The following is a 19,558-nucleotide window of genomic DNA, read 5'->3' as shown; positions in this document are numbered from 1 at the left end:
AAGAGAGGAGGTGCCAGGTGAATACCGGGCCTCAGAACGATTGGTTCGACAAGGACTTCTACAAAACCCTCGGCGTCTCCAAGGATGCTTCCGACGCTGAGATCAAGAAGGCCTATCGCAAGCTCGCGCGGAAGTATCACCCGGACGCCAACCCCGGTGATGCCAAGGCCGAGGACAAATTCAAAGAGATCGGGCAGGCGCACCAGGTGCTGTCCGACAAGGAATCCCGCGCCCAGTACGACCAGGTTCGCGCCATGGGCGGCGGAGCCCGCTTCAGCGCCGGTGCCGGTGGGCCCGGCGGCGCCAGCGGAGGCGGATTCGACGATGTGTTCTCCGACCTCTTCGGCGGAGGCGGCAGGACGCGGACCCGCGCGACCTACGGCGGCGGGGGTGGGGGAGACGTGCCTCCTGACCTGGCCGATCTGCTCAACGGCTTCGGCGGTGGCGCCGGCTACGGCGGCGGTTACGGCTCCGGTGGCTACGGCGGCTACTCGCCCCCGGTCAAGGGCGGTGACATCAAGTCAAAGACCACCTTGTCGTTCACCGAGGCGATCAACGGAGCGTCGGTCAAGCTGAATATGCCCAGCGGCAAGCCGCTGACCGTGCGCACCCCGATCGGGGTCAAGGACGGGCAGAAGATCCGGCTGGCGGGCAAGGGCAAGGCCAGCCCGAACGGTGGGGAGGCCGGTGACGTGATCCTCACGGTCAACGTCAAACCGCACCCCGTGTTCACCAGGGACGGTGACAATCTGCGGATGGAGCTGCCGGTCAGCTTCGACGAGGCTGCACTGGGCGCCGAGGTGAAGGTCCCGACCCTGGGCGGAATGCCCGTCAAGGTCAAGGTCGCCCCCGGCACTCCTTCGGGCCGGACGCTGCGCGTGCGCGGCAAGGGAGTGACGACGAAGAAGGGCACCGGCGATCTGCTGGTCACGGTTGAGATCGTGGCGCCGCAGAACCTGTCCAAGGATGCCAAGGAAGCTGTCGAGTCGTTCAAGGCTGCGACCGCGGACGAGGATCCACGGGCCGGTCTGCTGGACAAGGCCAAGGCCAATTGAGGTGGTGAGGCACGATGCACATTTCGTCGAATGCTGCGGTCTACGTCATCTCGGTGGCGGCCGATCTGGCCGGCATGCATCCGCAGACTCTGCGTCAGTATGACCGACTCGGCTTGGTCACGCCTGAACGGACCGCGGGTCGAGGCCGGCGGTATTCCGGCAAGGACATCGCCAAGCTGCGGATGATTCAGCAGCTCTCGCAGGACGAGGGCGTGAACCTGGTCGGGATCAAGAAGATCATCGATCTGCAGAACCAGGTGGATGCGCTGAAGAGCCGCAACCAGGAGCTCGAGTCCGAGGTCAGGTCGCGGATGTCGTCGAAGGAGCGCGAGGCTCGGGTGTTCGCCGCCGGTATGGCCGGCGACGTCGTCTCGATCTCGCGTGGCCGGCGACCGCAGGGCAAACCCGAGCCGGGCGCGATGGTGCTCTACAACAGGTACCTGCGGCGGTAGGGTTCGCTGGTGCCCGTTGCGACAGCGCGACAGCGCGACAGCGCGATAGCGCGATAGCGCGATAGGGAGATCTGCGACGGACTCTCGCCCGGAGGCGTAGACCTCCGGGCTTTGCCATGTTCGCACTCGGCACCGAGGTGGCTGTGCCGGGCAAGGTGGCTGTGGCGAGCGAGGTGGCTGTGGCGTGTGCTGATTCGCCGGCCCGGGCGGGAGCGGAACGATAGTGGTTCAGCACGGTGGCAGATCAGAACGGCGATTCATTGGAACTGCGATGTATCAGAACGGTGGTGGATCACGGCGGTCCCAGTAGGAGTCGAAGGATCGTACATCCGTAGACCAGGGGTCCGTCGAGTTCGCCGAGCCCTTCACCGGTCTGCGACCCCGTCTCTTCTTGGCCTTCCCTGAGGTGTCCTCGACCTGCCGCCCCTGCCGACCTTGCCGCCCCTGCGGACCCTGCCGGTCTCTCTGGTTGGGTGGTCTGACCTTCGGTTCGGGAGGGCGAGGAGGTCGGACCGAAGCGTCGAAGAGTGGATCGGTGCCACCTGATATCCCTGTCCCGGCCGGTGGTGCTGGATCCGCGGCCGGTGACCGTGGGCCGGAACCTGGCGATGATGGTGGCCCAGCCGGTGGGCCTCCATCCGGATCGGGTGGCTGGTCGTCCGGCTCCGGTGGCTCGTCGTCCGAATCGGATGGCCGTCCCTCGGGATCGGATGGACCTCCGTTCGGATTGGGCGGGTGGACCCATTGGTCGAACAGTCGTGCGTGTTCCACATTGATCGGCTGATCTGCGGGCCGCACATCCGTAGTCACTCCGTGTTTGAAGACGTACTCGACACACCCGTCCCCTGTCATCCGCACCCGGTACTTCCGATCGGTCTTCGCCTGATGATGGGCCTTACACAGTGGATGTGTGTTCCTGAAGGTGGTCAGCCCACCGGATCCGGGATGCTCGTGGTCGTAGGGAATGAGATGATCGATTTCCGAGGTCTCGGCCCGACGCGTGCATCCGGGGGTGGTGCAGGACTGCCACTTCGCCACCAGTGTCCGTCGCACTGCTGTGGGAATCGCATAGGTGGTGGCTTTCGCGTCGATCGGAGTGCCGGTGGCAGGGTCGGTCAGGATCCTCGTCCACGTCGAACACTGTCCCGCAATGGCTCGCACCGCGTCTGCTGGTACAGGGGAGCCGTCTGAGAATACTCCCGGCAGCTCGGACTGTCCGGCCAGGGTGAGGAAGGGGACTGTGACGAGCATCTTGCCCTGTCCGGCCATCCACTGTCCCTGCGTCGGCAGAACCAGATTCAGACTCGTTGTCACTTCGACGCCACCCGAATCGGCCGCCGCAGTCGCTGCGACTGCGGCGGCGCGGACCGTTTCGGCTTCGTTGTTGGCCGTGGCGACAATCCCGACCGCAGTCGTGGCCTTGTCGTCGGGAATATCGAGGGGGATGTCGTTCGTGGTCGTGTCCCCGGTGGTGGTGTCGTGGGTGGTGACCTCAATCGTCAGCTGGGGGCGGGTGCGAGTGGAGATGTCGAACATGAGCGCATCGAGGCTGCGTTCATCAACTACATTGATACCGGTTGTGTCATCGCTGGTGAATTCGCTGATCTGTCCGGCTTTGATTGCCCTGGCGAATGCTTCCAAACGCAGAATGTAAGCTTTCAGATCCGCTGCCGGGCCCGAGAGAGTCACGGCCGCAGTCCCGTCCGGGTAGGTGGTGATCGAGACTCGACGTCTCTTTGATGCTTCCTCGAGACGGTCTTCAACGGGTTCGAGAGTGGCGACCTTGGTGTTGACGGACTTGCGGAACGTTTCGATGGTGACATCGGCTCGCCGCTCTGCCAGGTAGGTATCGAGACCGGGGAAGTGTTCGAAGGCGAGGTCTCTGGCGGATCTGGTCACGGCATGGACGTGGTCAATGGTGAACTCGCCGGCGAAGACGCGGGCAACGAATCGGGGCAGTCCGTGGCCGAGCATCATGGCGGTGGTGATCTTGGAGTAGGTGAGGTCGCTCGTCGTCCCCAGCACGGTGGTGAACTCGGAAACGTCCTCGGTCTCTGCGAGGCTGTGAACCCATCCGGAGAAGGTGTTCTCGAGACGGAACCGGGGAAAGATCGGCAGCACCGGACCCTCAGCCACTGCGACAGTGCCTTGAGAATCATCCTCGATGTCTGCCGCGGTGGAGTCGTTGTTGCCGGCGGATCTGTGAGGAGAGTTCTCTTTGGCCTCTTCAGCAGCAAGGAACCGTTCAACGGTTTCGGTGAAGGTCGCGTGGCGATAGCATCCGTCGACCCCGTTTGCGGCGAAGTTGAGGCGTTCGATCGTCTCGGCCATGAAAGCGTTGCTGATGGCCTGGTATTCGACGAGCTGGGTCATCGTCGTCACGGAGACCATGCCGGCGAGGACTGCCATGAGAGAGTCTGGCGCTACGTCCAGTCGACGAGGCGAATCGGGGCCGACGGAGGGCGGTCGAATCACATTCCCGACCTGTCCAGTGTCCGGAATCGGGCCGGTCGATGAAATGGAACTTGCGGGTCGGCCGGGCTTGTGGGCAGATCCGTGTCCGTTGGTGCTGGGATCATTGGAATCCTTCAACGGTTTCACCTGCTCTCCACCTCGGTGTGGTTGCTTTTATCCAGTCTACTACTGAATCAATGAAATAAATGTCACAGTACGATAAAGAATCGAATGCGCTTCGATTCATGAGGAACGTGCGAGTATCTGTTCGATTTGCATGAAGAGTCCACACGAAGGCTGAGCGTCAGTCCAGGTGAGGAGTGTGAACGGCGGCTCCGTCGGCGTCGAGGCAGTTCGGTTCGGTACTCCTTGAGGGCGGATCGTGGATGCGCTCGGACAGAGCGTGATGCTCGTGTGATGGTCGCCGCGACGACCAGCGACACGACCGCCGACTCGACCAGCGACACTACCTCGACTTCGAGCGGTCGGAATCTGAAGTGTGAGCCCGAGTGGAGGCTCCCGGTCATGTGCGACATCTGTTCGAAACAGAAATGGTCACGTGCCGAAACAATCGACTGCGATCATTGCCGTTGACCACAGCCGACCCACGAGTCAGGAATCCTCGATGACACTGTCCGCGAGCAGGACAACACCACCTCCTGAACCCCGGAACGAAGCAAAGCTTGCGGCCTCAGAGAGCCTCGAGGACTATACGCTGCGCTTCGCCCCCAGGTCCTATCGGAAATGGGCCCCGGGCGTCGTTGCGACGAGCGCGCTGGGCGGAATCGCCTACCTCGCCGACTTCTCGATCGGAGCGAACATCGGGATCGCCCACGGAACGGCGAACGGCATCCTCGGCATCCTCGTTGCGGCCCTGATCATCTTCTTCACAGGGTGGCCGCTCGCGTTCTACGCTGCCCGTTACAACCTCGACCTGGACCTCATCACCCGAGGGTCGGGGTTCGGCTACTACGGGTCCGTCATCACCAACATCATCTTCGCGACCTTCACCTTCATCTTCTTCGCACTCGAGGGTTCGATCATGGCCCAGGGGCTCTACCTCGGCCTCGGAGTGCCCCGTCCGATCGGATACCTCGTATCCACGGTGCTCATCTTCCCGCTCGTCATCTACGGCATGAAGGTGCTGGCGAAGCTGCAGGTCTCGACCACTCCTCTGTGGCTGCTGCTCATGGTCATTCCTGTCGGCTACCTCATCGCCTGGCAGCCCGAATCGGTCGCGGACTTCTTCGCCTACACCGGCGAGGAGGGCGAGGGCGCGAACTTCGCCTCGGTCATGCTCGCCGCCGGCGTCTGCCTCTCACTCATCGCCCAGATCGCCGAGCAGATCGACTATCTGCGGTTCATGCCCCCGCGCACCCCGGAGAACAGTCGGAGCTGGTGGACGGCCGTCATCCTCGCCGGGCCCGGTTGGGTGATCTTCGGCGCCACGAAGCAGATCATCGGAATGTTCCTCGCGGTCTACCTCATCGCCAACGTCCCCGGCGCCGTCGGCTTTGCGAACGAACCCGTCCAACAGTTCCTTGCCACCTACCAGCAGATGATGCCGCAGTGGCTGGCACTCCTCCTCGCCGTCGTGCTCGTCGTCATCTCCCAGGTGAAGATCAACGTCACGAACGCCTATTCGGGGTCGTTGGCCTGGACGAACTCCTACACCCGGATCACGAAGCGCTATCCCGGGCGGATCACCTTCCTCGTCGTCAATCTGCTCATCGCCCTGGCGCTGATGGAGCTCAACATGTTCGACTTCCTCAATGCGATACTCAGCTTCTACGCCAACCTCGCAATGTCGTGGATCTGCGTCGTCGCCGCGGATATCGCCATCAACAAGTATCTGCTGAAGCTGTCCCCGAAGATCCCCGAATTCCGCCGCGGCATGCTCTACGACTGGAATCCGGTCGGTATCGTGTCGCTGGTGCTCGCCGGTGGTGTCTCCATCGCCATCTACTTCGGCGCGTTCGGGGCTGCAGTCCAACCGTTCTCGCCGCTGTTCGCAGTCGGCATCTCCATCGTCGCCACCCCAGTCATGGCGATCGCCACTCGCGGAAAGTACTACCTGCGCCGAACCGACGACGGAATCGACCTGCCGATGTTCGATGAACACGGCAACCCCTCGGGGAAGACTCTGCGCTGCCACGTGACGGACATGGAGTTCGAACGCCCGGACATGATCGCCTCATCGAAGACGGGGGAGAACGGGGAACCCCTCTATCTCAGCTCCCTCGCGCTCTCGACCGACCGCCTCGGCGAGCACATCCTGCCTGCTGATCACCCAAGCGAACGCGCGACGGACTGAGGGGGACGCACAGAGACCATGCATTTCACACCGGCCGACACAGAGAAGCTCCTCCTGTCCGTGGCAGGAATGGTCGCCAGGGACCGCCATGACCGTGGGATCGCCCTGAACTACCCGGAGACGGTTGCGCTGCTGAGCACCTGGGCCATCGAACGCGCGAGAGAAGGTGCAAGTGTCGAGGAGCTCATGACCACCGGCCGTGAGGTCCTCACCCGAGGCGACGTGCTCGAGGACGTCGCTGACATGCTCACCGACGTCCAGGTGGAGGCGACCTTCCCCGATGGTCGCAAGCTCGTGACCATTCACAACCCCATCGACTGAAGGATCGAACAGTGGCAGGAATACGCAACCGCGGGCCGGGAGCCGTCCGGGTCAAGTCTGGAGAGCGCGAACTCAACGTGCGCTCCGAACCGGATGAAACGGCGACGATGACGATGGAGAACACGGGAGACCGACCAATCCAGATCGGCTCCCACATCCACCTGCCCGAGACGAATCCGGCGCTCGCCTTCGACCGCGGCCGAGCTGAGGGATTCCGCCTGGACATCCCCGCTGGGACGTCTCTGCGCTTCGAACCGGGTGCCTCACGGACCGTGCCGATCGTCGCCCTCGGCGGTCTCCGGCGTGTGCCCGGGATCAGTCTTTCCGACGCCGAGGCGGGTGGTCGGTGATGGCGCGCCTGTCGACCGAGCGCTACGCCGCGCTCTACGGCCCCAGCCTCGGCGACCAGCTGCGTTTGGGTGATACCGATCTGTGGATCGAGATCGAAGAGGACCGCACCTTCGGCGGTGAGGAATCCGTCTTCGGGGGTGGCAAATCGATTCGCGAATCGATGAACCAGGGAACGTCGACCACCGCCGAGGGGGCGCCGGACACGGTGATCACCAACGCCGTGATCCTCGATTGGTGGGGTGTGATCCGCGCTGATGTCGGCATTCGGGCGGGCATGATCGTTGCACTCGGCCGGTCCGGGAACCCGGACATCGCCGACGGCGTGCATCCCGCGCTGCGGATCGGGCCGTCCACCGACATCATCTCAGGGGAAGGGCGGATCCTCACCGCGGGCGCCTTCGACTCCCACGTCCACCTGCTCTCACCTTCACAGCTGCACGAAGCGCTCGCCACCGGGATCACGACCATCGCAGGCGGCGGAACTGGACCGTCCGAGGGCAGTAAGGCCACGACCGTGACACCGGGAGCATGGCACCTCGGCGCGATGCACCGCGCGCTCGACGAGCTGCCGATGAACGTGCTCCTGCTCGGCAAAGGCAATACGGTCTCCGCCGAAGGCCTGTCCGAACAGGCGCTCGGCGGCGCCGCCGGATACAAAGTCCACGAGGATTGGGGCGCCACCCCCGCGGCCATCGACGCCTCCTTGAGAGCCGCCGATGAACATGGGCTGCAGGTCGCTCTGCACTCGGATTCGCTCAACGAGGCGGGATTCGTCGAGTCGACGATCGCCGCGATCGGGGGCCGCAGTATTCATGCCTTCCACGTCGAAGGCGCCGGAGGTGGCCACGCCCCGGACATCCTTTCGATCGCGGCACTGGAGAACATCCTCCCCGGGTCGACCAACCCGACCCTGCCGCACACCGCGAACACGGTCGCCGAACATCTCGACATGCTCATGGTCTGTCACCACCTCAACCCCGCTGTGCCCGAGGACCTGGCCTTCGCCGAGTCCCGCATCCGGGCGACGACCATCGCTGCCGAGGACCTGCTGCACGATATGGGTGCCTTGTCGATCACCTCGTCGGACGCCCAGGCGATGGGGCGCATCGGCGAGGTGATCACACGGACCTGGCAGGTGGCGCACGTGATGAAGAACAGGGTGGGCAGCCTCGGCGAGACCCTGCCCGCGGACAACGAACGCGCCCGCCGCTACGTCGCCAAGTACACCATCAACCCTGCGATCGCCCATGGGGTGGATGAGCACATCGGCTCGATCGAGGTCGGGAAGATGGCTGACTTCGTACTGTGGGACCCGCGCTTCTTCGGCGTCCGACCGGACCTCGTCGTCAAGGGCGGGTCGATCGCCTGGGCGGGACTAGGCGACCCGAATGCATCCATTCCGACACCGCAGCCGGTCCTCATGCGCCCCTCCTTCGGCGCCTCCGACGGGGCGCAGCTGTCCGTGTCCTTCGCAGCCCCGTCCGCAGTCGAGAACGGTCTGCGCGAACAGCTCGGCCTCGGTCGCGAACTCAGGCCCGTCGCACCGACCCGGGAAATCGGGAAGAAGGACATGCGCTGCAATGATTCGCGTCCGAGGATCGACATCGAACCCGACACCTTCGCCATCTCGATCGACGGTGAAGCCGTCACCGCTCAGCCGGCGCAGACGCTGCCGCTCGGCCGTCTCTACCAGATGTTCTGATGATCGTGTCCTCCTCCGTAGCTCCCGCCCGCCGCAACGCCTCGGCGACCTTGGCGATGCTCCTCGCCGACTCGCGTCTGCCTGCCGGAGCCCACGTGTCCTCGAATGGTCTGGAGGCCGGACTGCGACGCGGGCTCGCTGCGAGTGAGGTCGCCGACTACATGCGCGCGAGAATGACGACGGTCGTGCGAGTCGAAGCGGGTGCTGCCGTGATCGCCAGGCATCTTGCGGCCGCGCATCCTGACGCAGTCATGGACCATCTCGATGTGCTCGAGGCCGAGTGGGCTGCCCGCACCCCGAGTCCGGCGCTGCGCGAGATCGCTCTGGCGCTCGGTGCCGGCCTGGCCCGCATCGGCCAGGTGATCTGGCCGCAGACCGCAGAGGTGCTCCGTCCACGGCCAATGCCGCGTCCCATCGTGCTCGGCATCATCGCTGCATGTGCGGGCATCGGGCCCGATGATCTCGTCCGCCTCGTCGCCTACGACGACGCGCAGACCGTCGCCGCCGCGGTGCTCAAACTCGAACCCACGGATCCGATCCACGTCACAAGCTGGGTGCTCGATGCCTGCGCGACGTTGGAGGGCTCCGTGTCCGAGCTGTCCAAGCTGACCAGCCCCGAGGCGCTTCCTGCCTCGGGCGCCCCACTGATCGAGGACTGGGCAGAAGTCCAGTCCGTGTTGCCGAGGAGGCTATTCCGTGCCTGAATTCCCCGCTGCCGAACGTTCCCTGCGACTCGGCGTCGCCGGTCCCGTCGGAACTGGAAAGAGTTCGCTGATCGCTCTCGTCTGCCGCGCCCTGGCCGATGAGATCCGCATCGGCGTCATCACCAACGACATCTACACCGACGAGGACGCCCGACTGCTCCGGTCGGCCGGAGTCCTCGATCCCGATCGGATCAGGGCGATCGAGACCGGGGCCTGTCCCCATACGGCGATCCGCGACGACGTGACCGCGAACCTGCAGGCGGTGGAGCGGTTGGAAGGCGACTACTTTCCGCTCGACCTCGTTCTCGTCGAGTCGGGCGGTGACAATCTCACGGCGACCTTCTCGCCGGCGCTCGTCGACGCGCAGATCTTCGTCCTCGACGTCGCCGGCGGCGGAGACGTCGCGCGCAAGGGCGGTCCTGGTATCGCTCGCGCCGACCTGCTTGTGGTCAACAAGACCGACCTTGCCGAATACGTCGGCGTCGATGTCGAGCAGATGGTCGGCGATGCCACAGAGGCCCGTGAAGGCGGCCCTGTGCTCGCTCTCTCCCGAACCGATGACGCCTCCATCGCGCAGCTGCGCGAATGGCTGCTCACGCTTCTGGCCACTCACCGTGCAGGTGCGCACTCACCGCAGGATCCGGGACCGATGGCTCCTCACTTCCACGCCGATGAGGATGGAGGCCACGTGCACAGCCACGATGACGTCGGGGCGCCGCACGACCATGAACACGAAAGGGTATGACGACCATCGCAGTGGCCGAGTCGCCGGCGGGGCGGCCCGCGACGGTTCGGCTCACGGCAAGCCTTCTCCAACCTCGGCTGGTGTCTCGGTCGGCAGGGTCCGCCCACATCGCACTCGTTGCCGGCGGGGCGACCCTCCTCGGCGGGGATGCGGTGTCGATCAAGGTCGAGGTCGGTGCCGGCTGCACCTTGAGGATCGAGGACATCGGGGGCACGGTCGCCTACCCGTCGACTGGGCTGCCGTCCGAATGGACCGTCGACGTGGTCGTCGGCAACGGGGGAACGCTGGTGTGGGAATCATTCCCGTTCGTCGTCGCCGATCGCGCTGTCGTCAATCGCCGCACCATGGTGCGGCGGGGAACGGACTCGCTGGCGTGTCTGCGGGAGACCCTTGTGCTGGGCCGGACCGGAGAAGCCGGCGGCAGGATAGTCAGCAGCACCGACATCAGAGACTTCGACGGGAAGCCATGCTTCGTCGAAGAACTGACCCTCGACGGCGAGCAGCCGCAGCCCGGCGTGCTGGGACGCGCCAGAGTCCTCGACACAGCGATCATGGTCGGCGCCGACCTCGCCGAGGAGGATGCACCTGCCTCGGATGACCGAACGGCGACCAGAGAAGTCACCTCGGCGAGTGTCGCAGACAGAGACCAAGCGGTCGCTGATGCCGACAGCGGTCGTGTGCTGGTCCTCGCCCGAACGGGGGCCGTTGTGAGAGCGATCGGACCCGCGACCCATGCGGCGCACGTCGACGCCACGTGGCGCCGGTGGAAGAACAGAGCAGAACGGAGTGGACAGAGATGACTGAGCGGATTCGCACCTCCCGGGCGGTGAGCGCACCTGCACCGGCAGACTTGCGTATGGAGCCCGATTCCCACGGTAGAGGACTGAATTGTGGCACGGCCGTGTATCGGGGGAAAGGAGAAGACCGCCGGGCAGTGCTCACGGCCGCTCTCACGCTGGGCGGCATCGCCGTCGTCGCCGTGGCGCTGGTCATCATCTCGCTGCGGGACACAACTTCCTCCGTCGCTTGGGGGCTGGCCCTGACTGCGGTGCTGCTGGGTGCGCGGCATGCCTTCGATGCCGACCACATCGCTGCCATCGACAATGTCACCCGACGCCTGTCGGCAAGAGGGACGCCGGCCGGCACCGTCGGCCTCTGGTTCTCACTCGGACACTCCTCCGTCGTCGTGGTCACCGGTGCGTTCGTGGCATTCGGGGCAGGCCTTGCACTCGACCTCGTGCTCGCGGAGGATTCGGCCGCGCGCTTCGGACTCGGACTCTGGGGCCTGTCCTTCGCTACCTTCGTTGTGGCTGTCTTCGGCATCCTCAACCTGGTGTCACTCGTTCGTCTGCTCCGTCGGAAGAACGACGAAGCTGGTTCGGGGCCCAACGGGCCGCTGACTTCTGCATTCGCCCGAGTCCTCAGCACCGTGGATCGCCCACGGCGTATGTTCCCCATCGGCGTGCTCTTCGGACTCGGGTTCGACACCGCCGCGACGATCGGGCTGATGATCGCGGCTGGGACGACGGCCGCGGGATCCTCGGCGTCGCTGGCGCTCTCGCTTCCACTTCTGTTCGCCGTGGGAATGGCCACCTGCGACACGGCGGACAGCCTGTTCATGTCGAAGCTCTATGGTTGGGCGTCGCGTGGCAGAGATCGGCTCCGCGGGTACAACATCGTCATCACCGGTCTGTCCGTCCTGGTCGCAGGACTGGTGGTCATCGCGGGTGTCGTTGAGATCGGTGCGGAGACCCGGACATTCGCGCTGCCCGAACTGGATACCAGTTATCTGGGAGTTGTCGCGACCGGTCTGTTTGTCCTCATCGCAGTGGCCGCCGCGATCGCGATCAGGCGCGGACGTGCAGCCAGGTCCGCTGTGATGGGCGATGTCGGCTGAGCACCGAAACAGTGAGAGCCCGAACCGCTGAAGAGAACCTCGGCAACAGAGAAGAGCGCGAACCCGCACTTGGGTTCGCGCTCTTCTCAAAGTGCGCTGAGTTCGGAAGAACTCACATGGCCGTCATCAGATCTGCGAAGGATCCTGGGCAACCTTCTTGCGGCGCACGGTCATCGCAACCGCGGCGCCACCGATGAGGAGCAGGGCTCCGCCGCCGACGAGGCCGGTCAGTTCGGTACCGGTGCGGGGCAGGTCGCCGCCGCCGTTTCCGCCGTCTCCGTTGCCGTCCTCATTGCCGTCTTCGTTTCCGTCGCTGCCGCCGGCGTTGGCGTCATCGCTGACCGAGAACTCGCCGTTCAGCTCTGCGTCGCCGCAGGTGACAGTGACCTCGTAGTCGCCGATGTAGGCGTCAGGATCGGAAGCGCTGGTGCCGTAGACGTTGACGGAGGCCTTGCCTTCATCATCGGCCTTGACCGTGTTGTCGTAGGCGGTGACGTTCGAGTTGCCCTTGGGGTTGACGACGTAGTGCACGTCCTCGCCCGGCTCGCAGTTCTCCACCGCCAGGGTCACGCCCTTGTCCTTCTCGACGAAGTCGGCGGGGGAGACGGTCTCGGGCGAGACGGTCAGCTTCGCCTCGGCGGCTGGAGTGGTGGGATCTTCGGTCTCGTCTGCGGTGAGTTCGAAGTTGACGTAGTTCGAGACGGTCTCGGTTTCCGCGTCGACCGCGGAGACAGAGTAGGTGTCGGGCTCGAGGCCGTCCTCGGGCGCTTCGACGGTGGCGCTGATCTTGCCGTCTTCGTCGGCCTCGACCTGGGTGTCGAAGAACGGTGACTGAGTGGCGTTGCCGAAGACGTTGACCTTGGCACCGGGGGTGAAGCCCTCACCGGTGAGCTTGAGGCCGTTCTTCTCGAACTCGGAGACCGAGATCTCCTTGGTGTCGATCGACACCTTCGGATCAACCTCGGGGGCGTCATCGTCGCCGTCGTCGTCACCTTCGGTGACGGTGACGCTCGCGGGGAATTCTTTGGTTTCCTCTCCGCGGGTGACGGAGACGTTGAAGTCAAGGGTCCCTGGGTCGACAGCAGCCGGATCACCGGTCACATTGTGAATGTTGAACTCGACAGAGTCCCCCTTGGCGGTGACCTTCTCGTTTGTCAGAGTGTCTGATACGACATCTCCGGCTTCAAGCCCGGTGACCTTGACGGTGACGCCTGGATCGACGAGGTCGGCCTGCGAAATCGTCTCAGGCGTCACTGACACTGAGGCTTCGATGGCCTGAGTCTCGGCGCCGTCTTCAGCGCCTTCCTCGGCGGCCTCAGTCTTTTCGGACTGGCTGGCCTGGACGTTGGTCTGGCCGAATGCGTCAGCCGAAGGTGCGGCCATGACGGGGGATGCGGCGAGGCCGGTGATGGCCAGCGCCACTGCGGGTGCGAGGGCGAGCTTCTTCATAGATGTCCTTCGTGTTTGCACAGGTGGGTCTGAAGTATTACGAATGTAACGGTAATGCAACATTCACAACGTGCATAGTTCTGGTCATTTAGTTCACGGCTGTGGTCGTCAACGGGGAACTATTCATTCTGCGTTCACGGTTCGAGGCGTATTTCGGCGCGGAATTCTAGGCGGATTTCCGGACGCGGACACAGCTGCGGCCCCGACATCTGTCGGGGCCGCAGCTGTTCAGCTCACCGGTTCAGCTGCCACTGTGGGCGGCTGCCGAGGTGCTCACTCAGAAGCTGAAGGGCGTCCGAGCGAACTTGTTCTTACGTCCTGTTACTGCGATGGCGGCTCCGCCGACGAGGAGCAGGAGAGCGCCGGTGGCCAGGCCGCCGAGGTCGGCACCGGTACGGGGCAGTTCGCTGCCGCCGTTTCCGTTGTCTCCGCTGCCGCCGCCGTTTCCGTTGTCACCTCCGCCGTTGGCACCCTCGGTGACCTTGAAGGAGTCCTTCATCGTGTCATCGCCGCAGGTTGCGGTCGCGGTGTAGGCGCCCACATACGCCGAGGCGTTCGAGGAGGTGCCGAACACGTTGACTGAGGCTCGGCCTTCGTCATCGGCCTTGACCGTGTTCTCGTAGGCGGTGACGTTGATGCCCTTCGGGTTGACCTCGAAGTGCACGTCAGCACCCGGCTCGCAGTTCTCGACCGAGAGCGTGACGCCCTTCTTGTCGTTGGCGAAGTCCGCGGCCTCGATCGACTTCGGCGAGACCTTCAGGGTCGCCTCGGCGGGTGCTTCCGGCTCGTCGGCGACCACGTTGATGGCGCCGTCGAGGGTCTGTGACTCCGTGCCTTCGCGGTCGATGGTGACGGTGAAGGGGAGCTTGCCCTCTTCGAGGTTCTTCGGGTTGCCTTCGTACCAGAGGTGGAGCTTGTAGTCGCCGTCGGCGTCAGCGGTTTCGGACTTGCCGGTCAGCGAATCAGTGACCTTGTCGCCCTTCTTGACGCCGGAGACGGTGACGGTGACACCCTTGTCCTCGTTGGCGAGGTCCTCGGCGGTGATCTTCTTGGGATCGACCTTGAGCGAGGCATCGATCGGGTCGACGGCATCATCGTCATCTTCGGTGACGGTGATCGTCACTGCCGGAGCCGACTGAGTGGAATCGGTGTCGGTGAAGGTGAGCTCGATGGTGCCCGCCTCGAGCGAGGCCGGAGCTGTCACGACACCGCTGACGTTGCCGTCTTCATCGGCGACGACCTCGTCGTCGGCCTGGGCCTTGGCAGCCTGGGCCGAGACAGCCTTTCCTGCGACCGAGACGGTGCTTCCGGGGGTGAAGCCCGTGCCGGTGAACGGGAGGCCGTTCTTCTTGAACTCCTCGACCGTGATCTCGTCCGTGCCGAGCTTCACCTTCGGGTCGATGACAGGATCTTCGTCGCCGACTTCGTCGACCACATTGATGGTTCCGTCGACGGTCTCCGACTCGGTGCCTTCGCGGTCGATGGTGACGGTGAAGGGGAGCTTGTCCTCTTCGAGGTCACTGGCGGGACCGTCGTACCAGAGGTGCAACTTGTAGTCGCCGTCGGCCTCAGCGGTCTCGGACTTGCCGGTCAGCGAGTCGGTGATCTTGTCGCCCTTCTTGACGCCGGAGACGGTGACGGTCACGCCCTTGTCCTCGTTGGCGAGGTCTTCGGCGGTGATCTCCTCAGGGTCGACCTTGAGCGAGGCATCGATGGGGTCGACAGCCGAGAACGGAGTGAATACAACCTCGGTCCGCAGATTCTGAGCGGCGACGCCTTCGCGCTGGACCTTGACGGTGAGGGCCTTCGAGCCGCGCGTAAGGTCCTCGGCTTCTCCGTTGTACGTGACGACCAGGGTCGCGGTCGAGCCGATTGCCGTGGTGGCGGGGGCGCTGAGGCCGGAAGTCGTCAGCTTGTCGCCCTTTTCGAGGCCGGTGACGGTGACTTTGACGCCCTCGTCGGCCAGCTGCTCGGCATCGACCGAAGAGGCAGCGACCTTGAGCGAGGCGTTGATGTCCTTGACCTCATCGCCCTTGTTCTCGTCCTTGGAGTCCGAACCCTTGTCGTCATTGTCCTTGGGCGGAGTGGTCGGCTTGGTGTTGTCGGCCGGTGGAGGAGTCTTCTTCGACTCGTCCTTCTTGCCGTCTTTCTTGTCCTTGGCAGCCTTGTCGTCTGCGGCCTTCTTGTCAGCTGCCTTCTTCGCAGCGGCCTTCTTCGCAGCGGCTTTCTTATCGGCAGCCTTCTTCGCGGCGGCCTTCTCAGCCGCCTCCTTCTTGGCGTCTGCCTTCTTCTTGGCTGCGGCCTTCTCGGCCGCTTCCTTCTTCTCGGCCTTCGCCTGCTCAGCCTTGGTCTGGGCCGACTGGGTGGAGGGAGTCTCGGCGGCGGCGACGGGGGCTGCCACCAGACCGGTGAAAGCGAGGGCGACGGCCGGCGCGAGGATGAGCTTCTTCATTGGATGCCTTCAATCTAGTCAGTGTGAGGGGGTGCACATCTGACTGTCATCCTAGGTTCAGGTTCCGCGCCGGACTATTTCTGTACGTTTTGGTCGGGTGAATTGCCATAACGCTTTGGTGAACTGCTGGTGTCGTCCGAGATGTTACCGTGACCTTACGTGACGGTAATGCCCGCGTTCACGCCCGCCCGTTCAAGCCGGCCCATTCGGGCCCGCCCGGTTAAGCCGGCCCGTTCACACCCGCCCGTTCACCCCCGCCCGGTCACACCGGCCAGGCTTCCGCGCGGATCTGCTTGCGCTGCTCCACGGTCGGGACACGGATCGTGAGCGCCGAGGGCATGACCGCCATCTCAAGGTACGAAGACCGCCCGACCGGGTCCCCGTCGAGCTGGATGTCGAGCTGATCCCGGGCCTCGATCACGACCTTCTGGCACTTTCGGATGTCCGTGTGCAGGCCATTCGAAGCCTTCCGCCCGAGCACCGAGGCGAGCACGCCCACCCACTGCCCGAGGTTCTTCGGACTGACGATGAGCACGTCGAGCATGCCGTCGTCGATGACCGCCTGCGGCAGCAGCTGGATCCCGCCCTGCAGCTTCCCGCAGTTGCCGCCGAGGACCGACCGGACCCGCGCCGAGATCCGGTACTCATCGTCGAAGGTGACCTTGACGTGACTCGGCTTGCCCGCAAGCTTCCGCGACCCTGCCTCGACATAGGCGAGCCAGCCGAGGCGGCTCTTGAGGTCCGCATTGGTGTCGGCCATGACCGCGGCATCGAACCCCAGTCCCGTCATCACGGTGAAGACGTGGGTGTCCCCATCCTCGGCGATCTTGGCCGTGCCCACATCGATCTCACGGTTGCGTCCCCACAGCGCGATCCGCAGCGCCCACTCGGTCTTGTCGAGGACGACCTCTACATTGCGGGCCAGGAGGTTGCCGGTTCCCAGCGGGACGATCCCCATCGGGGTCGAGGTGCCCGCCAGCGCCGAGGCGACCGCGCGGACGGTCCCGTCCCCGCCGGCGGCGATGACGACGTCGACACCCTCGTCGAGCGCGCGGACCGCGGCTCCTTCTCCGGTGTCCTCGGGCGTCGTCTCGATCACGAGCGGCGGGCTCCATCCCTCGAAGCGACAGATCGCCTCGGCGGTCGAGGACAGGCGTCGGACGTCGGTCTTCGTCGGATTGACGATGAGGGCCGCACGGTAACGCGTGGCGGGATCCGCCTCGGCGTCGGAAAGATTGGTCGCGTGGGCATAGCGCCGTGCGGTCTTGAGTGCACGGCGGACGCCGGTGCGGCGGCCGATGAGGAACGCGGCGCCGAGGACGATGACGAGGCCGATGATGACCAGCCACGACATCACGGGATCAAGCTCGATGGTCATCCCACAAATCTACAGGGGCGAACTCGGGTGCGAGCTGAGGGTCGAATGTCGAAATCCGACGGCGCCCGTTAAGCTGAGAGGGTGATCGATCTAGCGCTTCTCAGAGAGAACCCCGACCTGTTCAAGGCATCGCAGGAGGCCCGCGGGGCATCCGTCGACCTCGTCGACGAGGTCCTCGCCGCCGATTCCGCGCGACGTGCAGCCATCACCTCCTACGAGGATGCCCGCGCCGATCAGAAGTCGTTCTCCTCCCAGATCGCGAAGGCGGCGAAAGAGGACAAGCCGGCACTCATCGCAGAGGGCAAGGAGAAGTCCGCGCAGGTCAAGTCCCTCCAGGCCGAGTCCGAAGAGGCCAGCTTCGCGTTCGAGAAGCTCGCCGGCAAACTGCCCAACCTCATCATCGAAGGCATCCCCGCAGGCGGCGAGGAGAACTTCGCCACGCTCAAGACCGTCGGGCAGCCCCGCGACTTCGGCGTCGACGGCTTCGAACCGGCCGATCACCTCGAGATCGGCGAACGACTCAAGGCCATCGACACCCAGCGCGGGACCAAGGTCGCCGGTGCCCGGTTCCACTACCTCACGGGCTTCGGCGCCAAGCTCGAGATGGCCCTGCTCAACCTCGCCCGCGACGTGGCGGAGGAAGCCGGATTCATTCCGACCATCACCCCGACGCTGGTCAAGCCCGAAGTCATGCGCGGCACCGGCTTCCTCGGCGAACACGCCGATGAGGTCTATCGCCTCGAAGCCGACGACCTCTTCCTCGTCGGCACCTCAGAGGTGCCCCTGGCCGGCTACCACATGGGCGAGATCATCGACCTGAGCGACGGGCCCCTGCGCTACGCCGGCATCTCCTCCTGCTACCGCCGCGAGGCCGGCTCCTACGGCAAGGACACCCGCGGCATCATCCGCGTCCACCAGTTCCAGAAGGTCGAGATGTTCTCTTATGTCGCGATCGAGGACGCCGCGACCGAACACGAGCGGATGCTCAGCCTGCAGGAGAAGATGCTCGGACTCTGCGAGCTGCCCTACCGTGTCATCGACACCGCTGCAGGCGACCTCGGTGATTCCGCGGCCCGGAAGTTCGACTGCGAGGCCTGGGTGCCGACCCAGGAGACCTACCGCGAACTGACCTCGACCTCGAACTGCACGACCTTCCAGGCCCGCCGCCTGCAGGTCCGCGAACGGCACGACGGTGCCACCCGCCCCGTCGCCACCCTCAACGGGACCATGGCGAACACCCGGTGGCTCGTGCCTATCCTCGAGAACCACCAGCAGGCCGACGGATCGGTCACGGTGCCCGCGGCACTGCGGCCCTACCTCGGCGGGATGACGGCACAGGGACCCGAGGGTCCACGGTTCTGACCCCCACGATTCCTGGCTCCGCACGATTCTGATTCAAGGAGACGACACATTGGCCCAGAAGCACCTCATCGCACTCGACGTCGACGGCACGATCCTCGGATATGACGGAACGCTGTCGGAATCGGTGAGGCAGGTGCTCGAGGCCCTCGCCGAGGCGGGCCACCACCTCGTCATCTCCACCGGACGTGCCCTGCCGGGTGCGCTCGAGGTCGTCCACGCTCTCGGACTCACCCGCGGTTTCGTCGTGTGCTCGAACGGCTCCGTCGTCGTCCGCCTCGACCCCGAGCTGCCGCTGGGCTGGGAGATGCACCATGTGGTCTCCTTCGACCCGCGCGATGCGCTCGAACGCATGCACGAGGCCCTGCCCACCGCGCTGTTCCTCGTCGAGGATCCCGACCTGCACCGCTGGGCCTCGGGCGCGTTCCCGATGGGCGAGCTGGCCGAGGCCGACACCCTCGACATCGTCGACTTCGACGAGCTGCTGACGAAGCGGGCGACGCGCATCGTCATGCGCGAGGTCAACGGCACCGCGGAGGACTTCGCCGAGGCGGTCGATCGTCTCGGTCTCCACGAAGTCAGCTATTCGGTGGGCTGGAGCAACTGGCTCGACATCGCCCCCGAGGGGATCTCGAAGGCCAGCGGCCTCGCCCTCGTCGAGGCCGAACTCGGGGTGCCGCATGAGCTCAGCGTCGGCGCCGGTGACGGACTCAACGACATCGAGATGATCGAGTGGGTCGAACACGGGATCGTCATGGGCCAGGCGAAGATCGACCTCAAACGGCTCGCCAGCGTGGTGACCGGATCGATCGACGAGGACGGGCTGGCCGAGGCGCTGGTCGAGTACTTCGACCTCGATGCGTCTCTGCTGGAGGCCTCGGGCTCGAGCACGACCCGCTGAAACTCAGGAGCCCTCACCGGGCGT

The 19,558-nt window shown here is 64.8% G+C and carries 16 protein-coding genes; 12 read left to right on the top strand and 4 right to left on the bottom strand.

The window, feature by feature from the left end:
• Positions 1–17 precede the first annotated feature (17 nt).
• Together CV023_RS12105 and CV023_RS12100 are read left to right on the top strand one after the other, a co-directional pair.
• A complete protein-coding gene (locus CV023_RS12105) occupies positions 18–1,055 on the top strand; it encodes a DnaJ C-terminal domain-containing protein (protein ID WP_230745969.1) in 1,038 nt (345 codons plus the stop codon).
• 14 nt (positions 1,056–1,069) lie between these two features.
• Complete coding sequence (locus CV023_RS12100) at positions 1,070–1,507, top strand: heat shock protein transcriptional repressor HspR (protein ID WP_230745968.1); 438 nt, start codon at positions 1,070–1,072, stop codon at positions 1,505–1,507.
• A 276-nt stretch (positions 1,508–1,783) separates the two neighbouring features.
• Here the strand turns inward: CV023_RS12100 and CV023_RS12095 are convergent, their stop codons facing one another.
• Entirely contained in the window at positions 1,784–3,916 is a 2,133-nt protein-coding gene (locus CV023_RS12095) for an HNH endonuclease signature motif containing protein (protein ID WP_230745967.1), read from the bottom strand.
• 670 nt (positions 3,917–4,586) lie between these two features.
• Here CV023_RS12095 and CV023_RS12090 point away from each other — a divergent pair.
• The 8 genes from CV023_RS12090 (at position 4,587) to CV023_RS12055 (ending at position 11,995) form a co-directional block, all read left to right on the top strand.
• A complete protein-coding gene (locus CV023_RS12090) occupies positions 4,587–6,275 on the top strand; it encodes a purine-cytosine permease family protein (protein WP_230745966.1) in 1,689 nt (562 codons plus the stop codon).
• 18 nt (positions 6,276–6,293) lie between these two features.
• Positions 6,294–6,596, top strand: coding sequence for an urease subunit gamma (locus tag CV023_RS12085; protein ID WP_230745965.1), 303 nt, complete (start codon positions 6,294–6,296; stop codon positions 6,594–6,596).
• A gap of 11 nt (positions 6,597–6,607) precedes the next feature.
• Positions 6,608–6,946 carry an urease subunit beta gene (gene ureB, locus CV023_RS12080; RefSeq protein WP_230745963.1) on the top strand — a complete coding sequence of 113 codons (339 nt, stop codon included), beginning with the start codon at positions 6,608–6,610 and terminating at the stop codon, positions 6,944–6,946.
• Positions 6,946–8,649, top strand: a complete 1,704-nt coding sequence (locus CV023_RS12075; RefSeq protein ID WP_230745961.1) for an urease subunit alpha — start codon at positions 6,946–6,948, stop codon at positions 8,647–8,649. Before ureB ends, CV023_RS12075 begins: the two co-directional genes overlap by 1 nt.
• The gene (locus CV023_RS12070) at positions 8,649–9,353 is read left to right on the top strand and encodes an urease accessory protein UreF (protein WP_230745960.1); all 705 of its coding nucleotides are present in this window, start codon (positions 8,649–8,651) and stop codon (positions 9,351–9,353) included. Before CV023_RS12075 ends, CV023_RS12070 begins: the two co-directional genes overlap by 1 nt.
• The gene (ureG, locus tag CV023_RS12065; protein ID WP_230745959.1) at positions 9,346–10,098 is read left to right on the top strand and encodes an urease accessory protein UreG; all 753 of its coding nucleotides are present in this window, start codon (positions 9,346–9,348) and stop codon (positions 10,096–10,098) included. The genes CV023_RS12070 and ureG overlap by 8 nt, the downstream gene beginning before the upstream one ends.
• Before the next feature lie 80 nt (positions 10,099–10,178).
• Positions 10,179–10,898: an urease accessory protein UreD gene (locus CV023_RS12060; RefSeq protein ID WP_230745958.1), complete on the top strand. Its 720-nt coding sequence runs from the start codon at positions 10,179–10,181 to the stop codon at positions 10,896–10,898.
• Positions 10,899–11,032: 134 nt separating this feature from the next.
• Entirely contained in the window at positions 11,033–11,995 is a 963-nt protein-coding gene (locus CV023_RS12055; protein ID WP_230745957.1) for a HoxN/HupN/NixA family nickel/cobalt transporter, read from the top strand.
• 126 nt (positions 11,996–12,121) lie between these two features.
• On the opposite strand, the gene CV023_RS12050 is transcribed toward CV023_RS12055, so the two are convergent.
• The 3 genes from CV023_RS12050 to CV023_RS12040 all read right to left on the bottom strand — a co-directional run bounded on the left by CV023_RS12050 (position 12,122) and on the right by CV023_RS12040 (position 17,274).
• Positions 12,122–13,444 carry an LPXTG cell wall anchor domain-containing protein gene (locus CV023_RS12050; RefSeq protein WP_230745956.1) on the bottom strand — a complete coding sequence of 441 codons (1,323 nt, stop codon included), beginning with the start codon at positions 13,442–13,444 and terminating at the stop codon, positions 12,122–12,124.
• Between the two features lie 277 nt (positions 13,445–13,721).
• Positions 13,722–15,896, bottom strand: a complete 2,175-nt coding sequence (locus tag CV023_RS12045) for a hypothetical protein (RefSeq protein ID WP_230745955.1) — start codon at positions 15,894–15,896, stop codon at positions 13,722–13,724.
• A gap of 262 nt (positions 15,897–16,158) precedes the next feature.
• The gene (locus CV023_RS12040; RefSeq protein ID WP_230745954.1) at positions 16,159–17,274 is read right to left on the bottom strand and encodes a diacylglycerol/lipid kinase family protein; all 1,116 of its coding nucleotides are present in this window, start codon (positions 17,272–17,274) and stop codon (positions 16,159–16,161) included.
• An 81-nt stretch (positions 17,275–17,355) separates the two neighbouring features.
• Between CV023_RS12040 and serS the strand changes: the two genes are divergently transcribed.
• Positions 17,356–18,636, top strand: a complete 1,281-nt coding sequence (gene serS / locus CV023_RS12035; RefSeq protein ID WP_230745953.1) for a serine--tRNA ligase — start codon at positions 17,356–17,358, stop codon at positions 18,634–18,636.
• 49 nt (positions 18,637–18,685) lie between these two features.
• The gene (locus tag CV023_RS12030) at positions 18,686–19,534 is read left to right on the top strand and encodes an HAD family hydrolase (protein WP_230745951.1); all 849 of its coding nucleotides are present in this window, start codon (positions 18,686–18,688) and stop codon (positions 19,532–19,534) included.
• The last annotated feature ends 24 nt before the right edge of the window (positions 19,535–19,558 follow it).

This window comes from Brevibacterium sp. CCUG 69071 (assembly GCF_021023135.1).
Classification (GTDB): domain Bacteria; phylum Actinomycetota; class Actinomycetes; order Actinomycetales; family Brevibacteriaceae; genus Brevibacterium.
The sequence above is the reverse complement of the archived record's forward strand: the minus strand, read 5'-3'. Positions and strand labels throughout refer to the sequence as shown.

Coding starts and splice junctions, on each gene's coding strand:
- CV023_RS12100 (WP_230745968.1), top strand. CDS start 1,070: ATGCACATTTCGTCGAATGCTGCGGTCTACGTCATCTCGGTGGCGGCC.
- CV023_RS12095 (WP_230745967.1), bottom strand. CDS start 3,916: ATGGCAGTCCTCGCCGGCATGGTCTCCGTGACGACGATGACCCAGCTC.
- CV023_RS12090 (WP_230745966.1), top strand. CDS start 4,587: ATGACACTGTCCGCGAGCAGGACAACACCACCTCCTGAACCCCGGAAC.
- CV023_RS12085 (WP_230745965.1), top strand. CDS start 6,294: ATGCATTTCACACCGGCCGACACAGAGAAGCTCCTCCTGTCCGTGGCA.
- CV023_RS12075 (WP_230745961.1), top strand. CDS start 6,946: ATGGCGCGCCTGTCGACCGAGCGCTACGCCGCGCTCTACGGCCCCAGC.
- CV023_RS12070 (WP_230745960.1), top strand. CDS start 8,649: ATGATCGTGTCCTCCTCCGTAGCTCCCGCCCGCCGCAACGCCTCGGCG.
- CV023_RS12050 (WP_230745956.1), bottom strand. CDS start 13,444: ATGAAGAAGCTCGCCCTCGCACCCGCAGTGGCGCTGGCCATCACCGGC.
- CV023_RS12045 (WP_230745955.1), bottom strand. CDS start 15,896: ATGAAGAAGCTCATCCTCGCGCCGGCCGTCGCCCTCGCTTTCACCGGT.
- CV023_RS12040 (WP_230745954.1), bottom strand. CDS start 17,274: ATGACCATCGAGCTTGATCCCGTGATGTCGTGGCTGGTCATCATCGGC.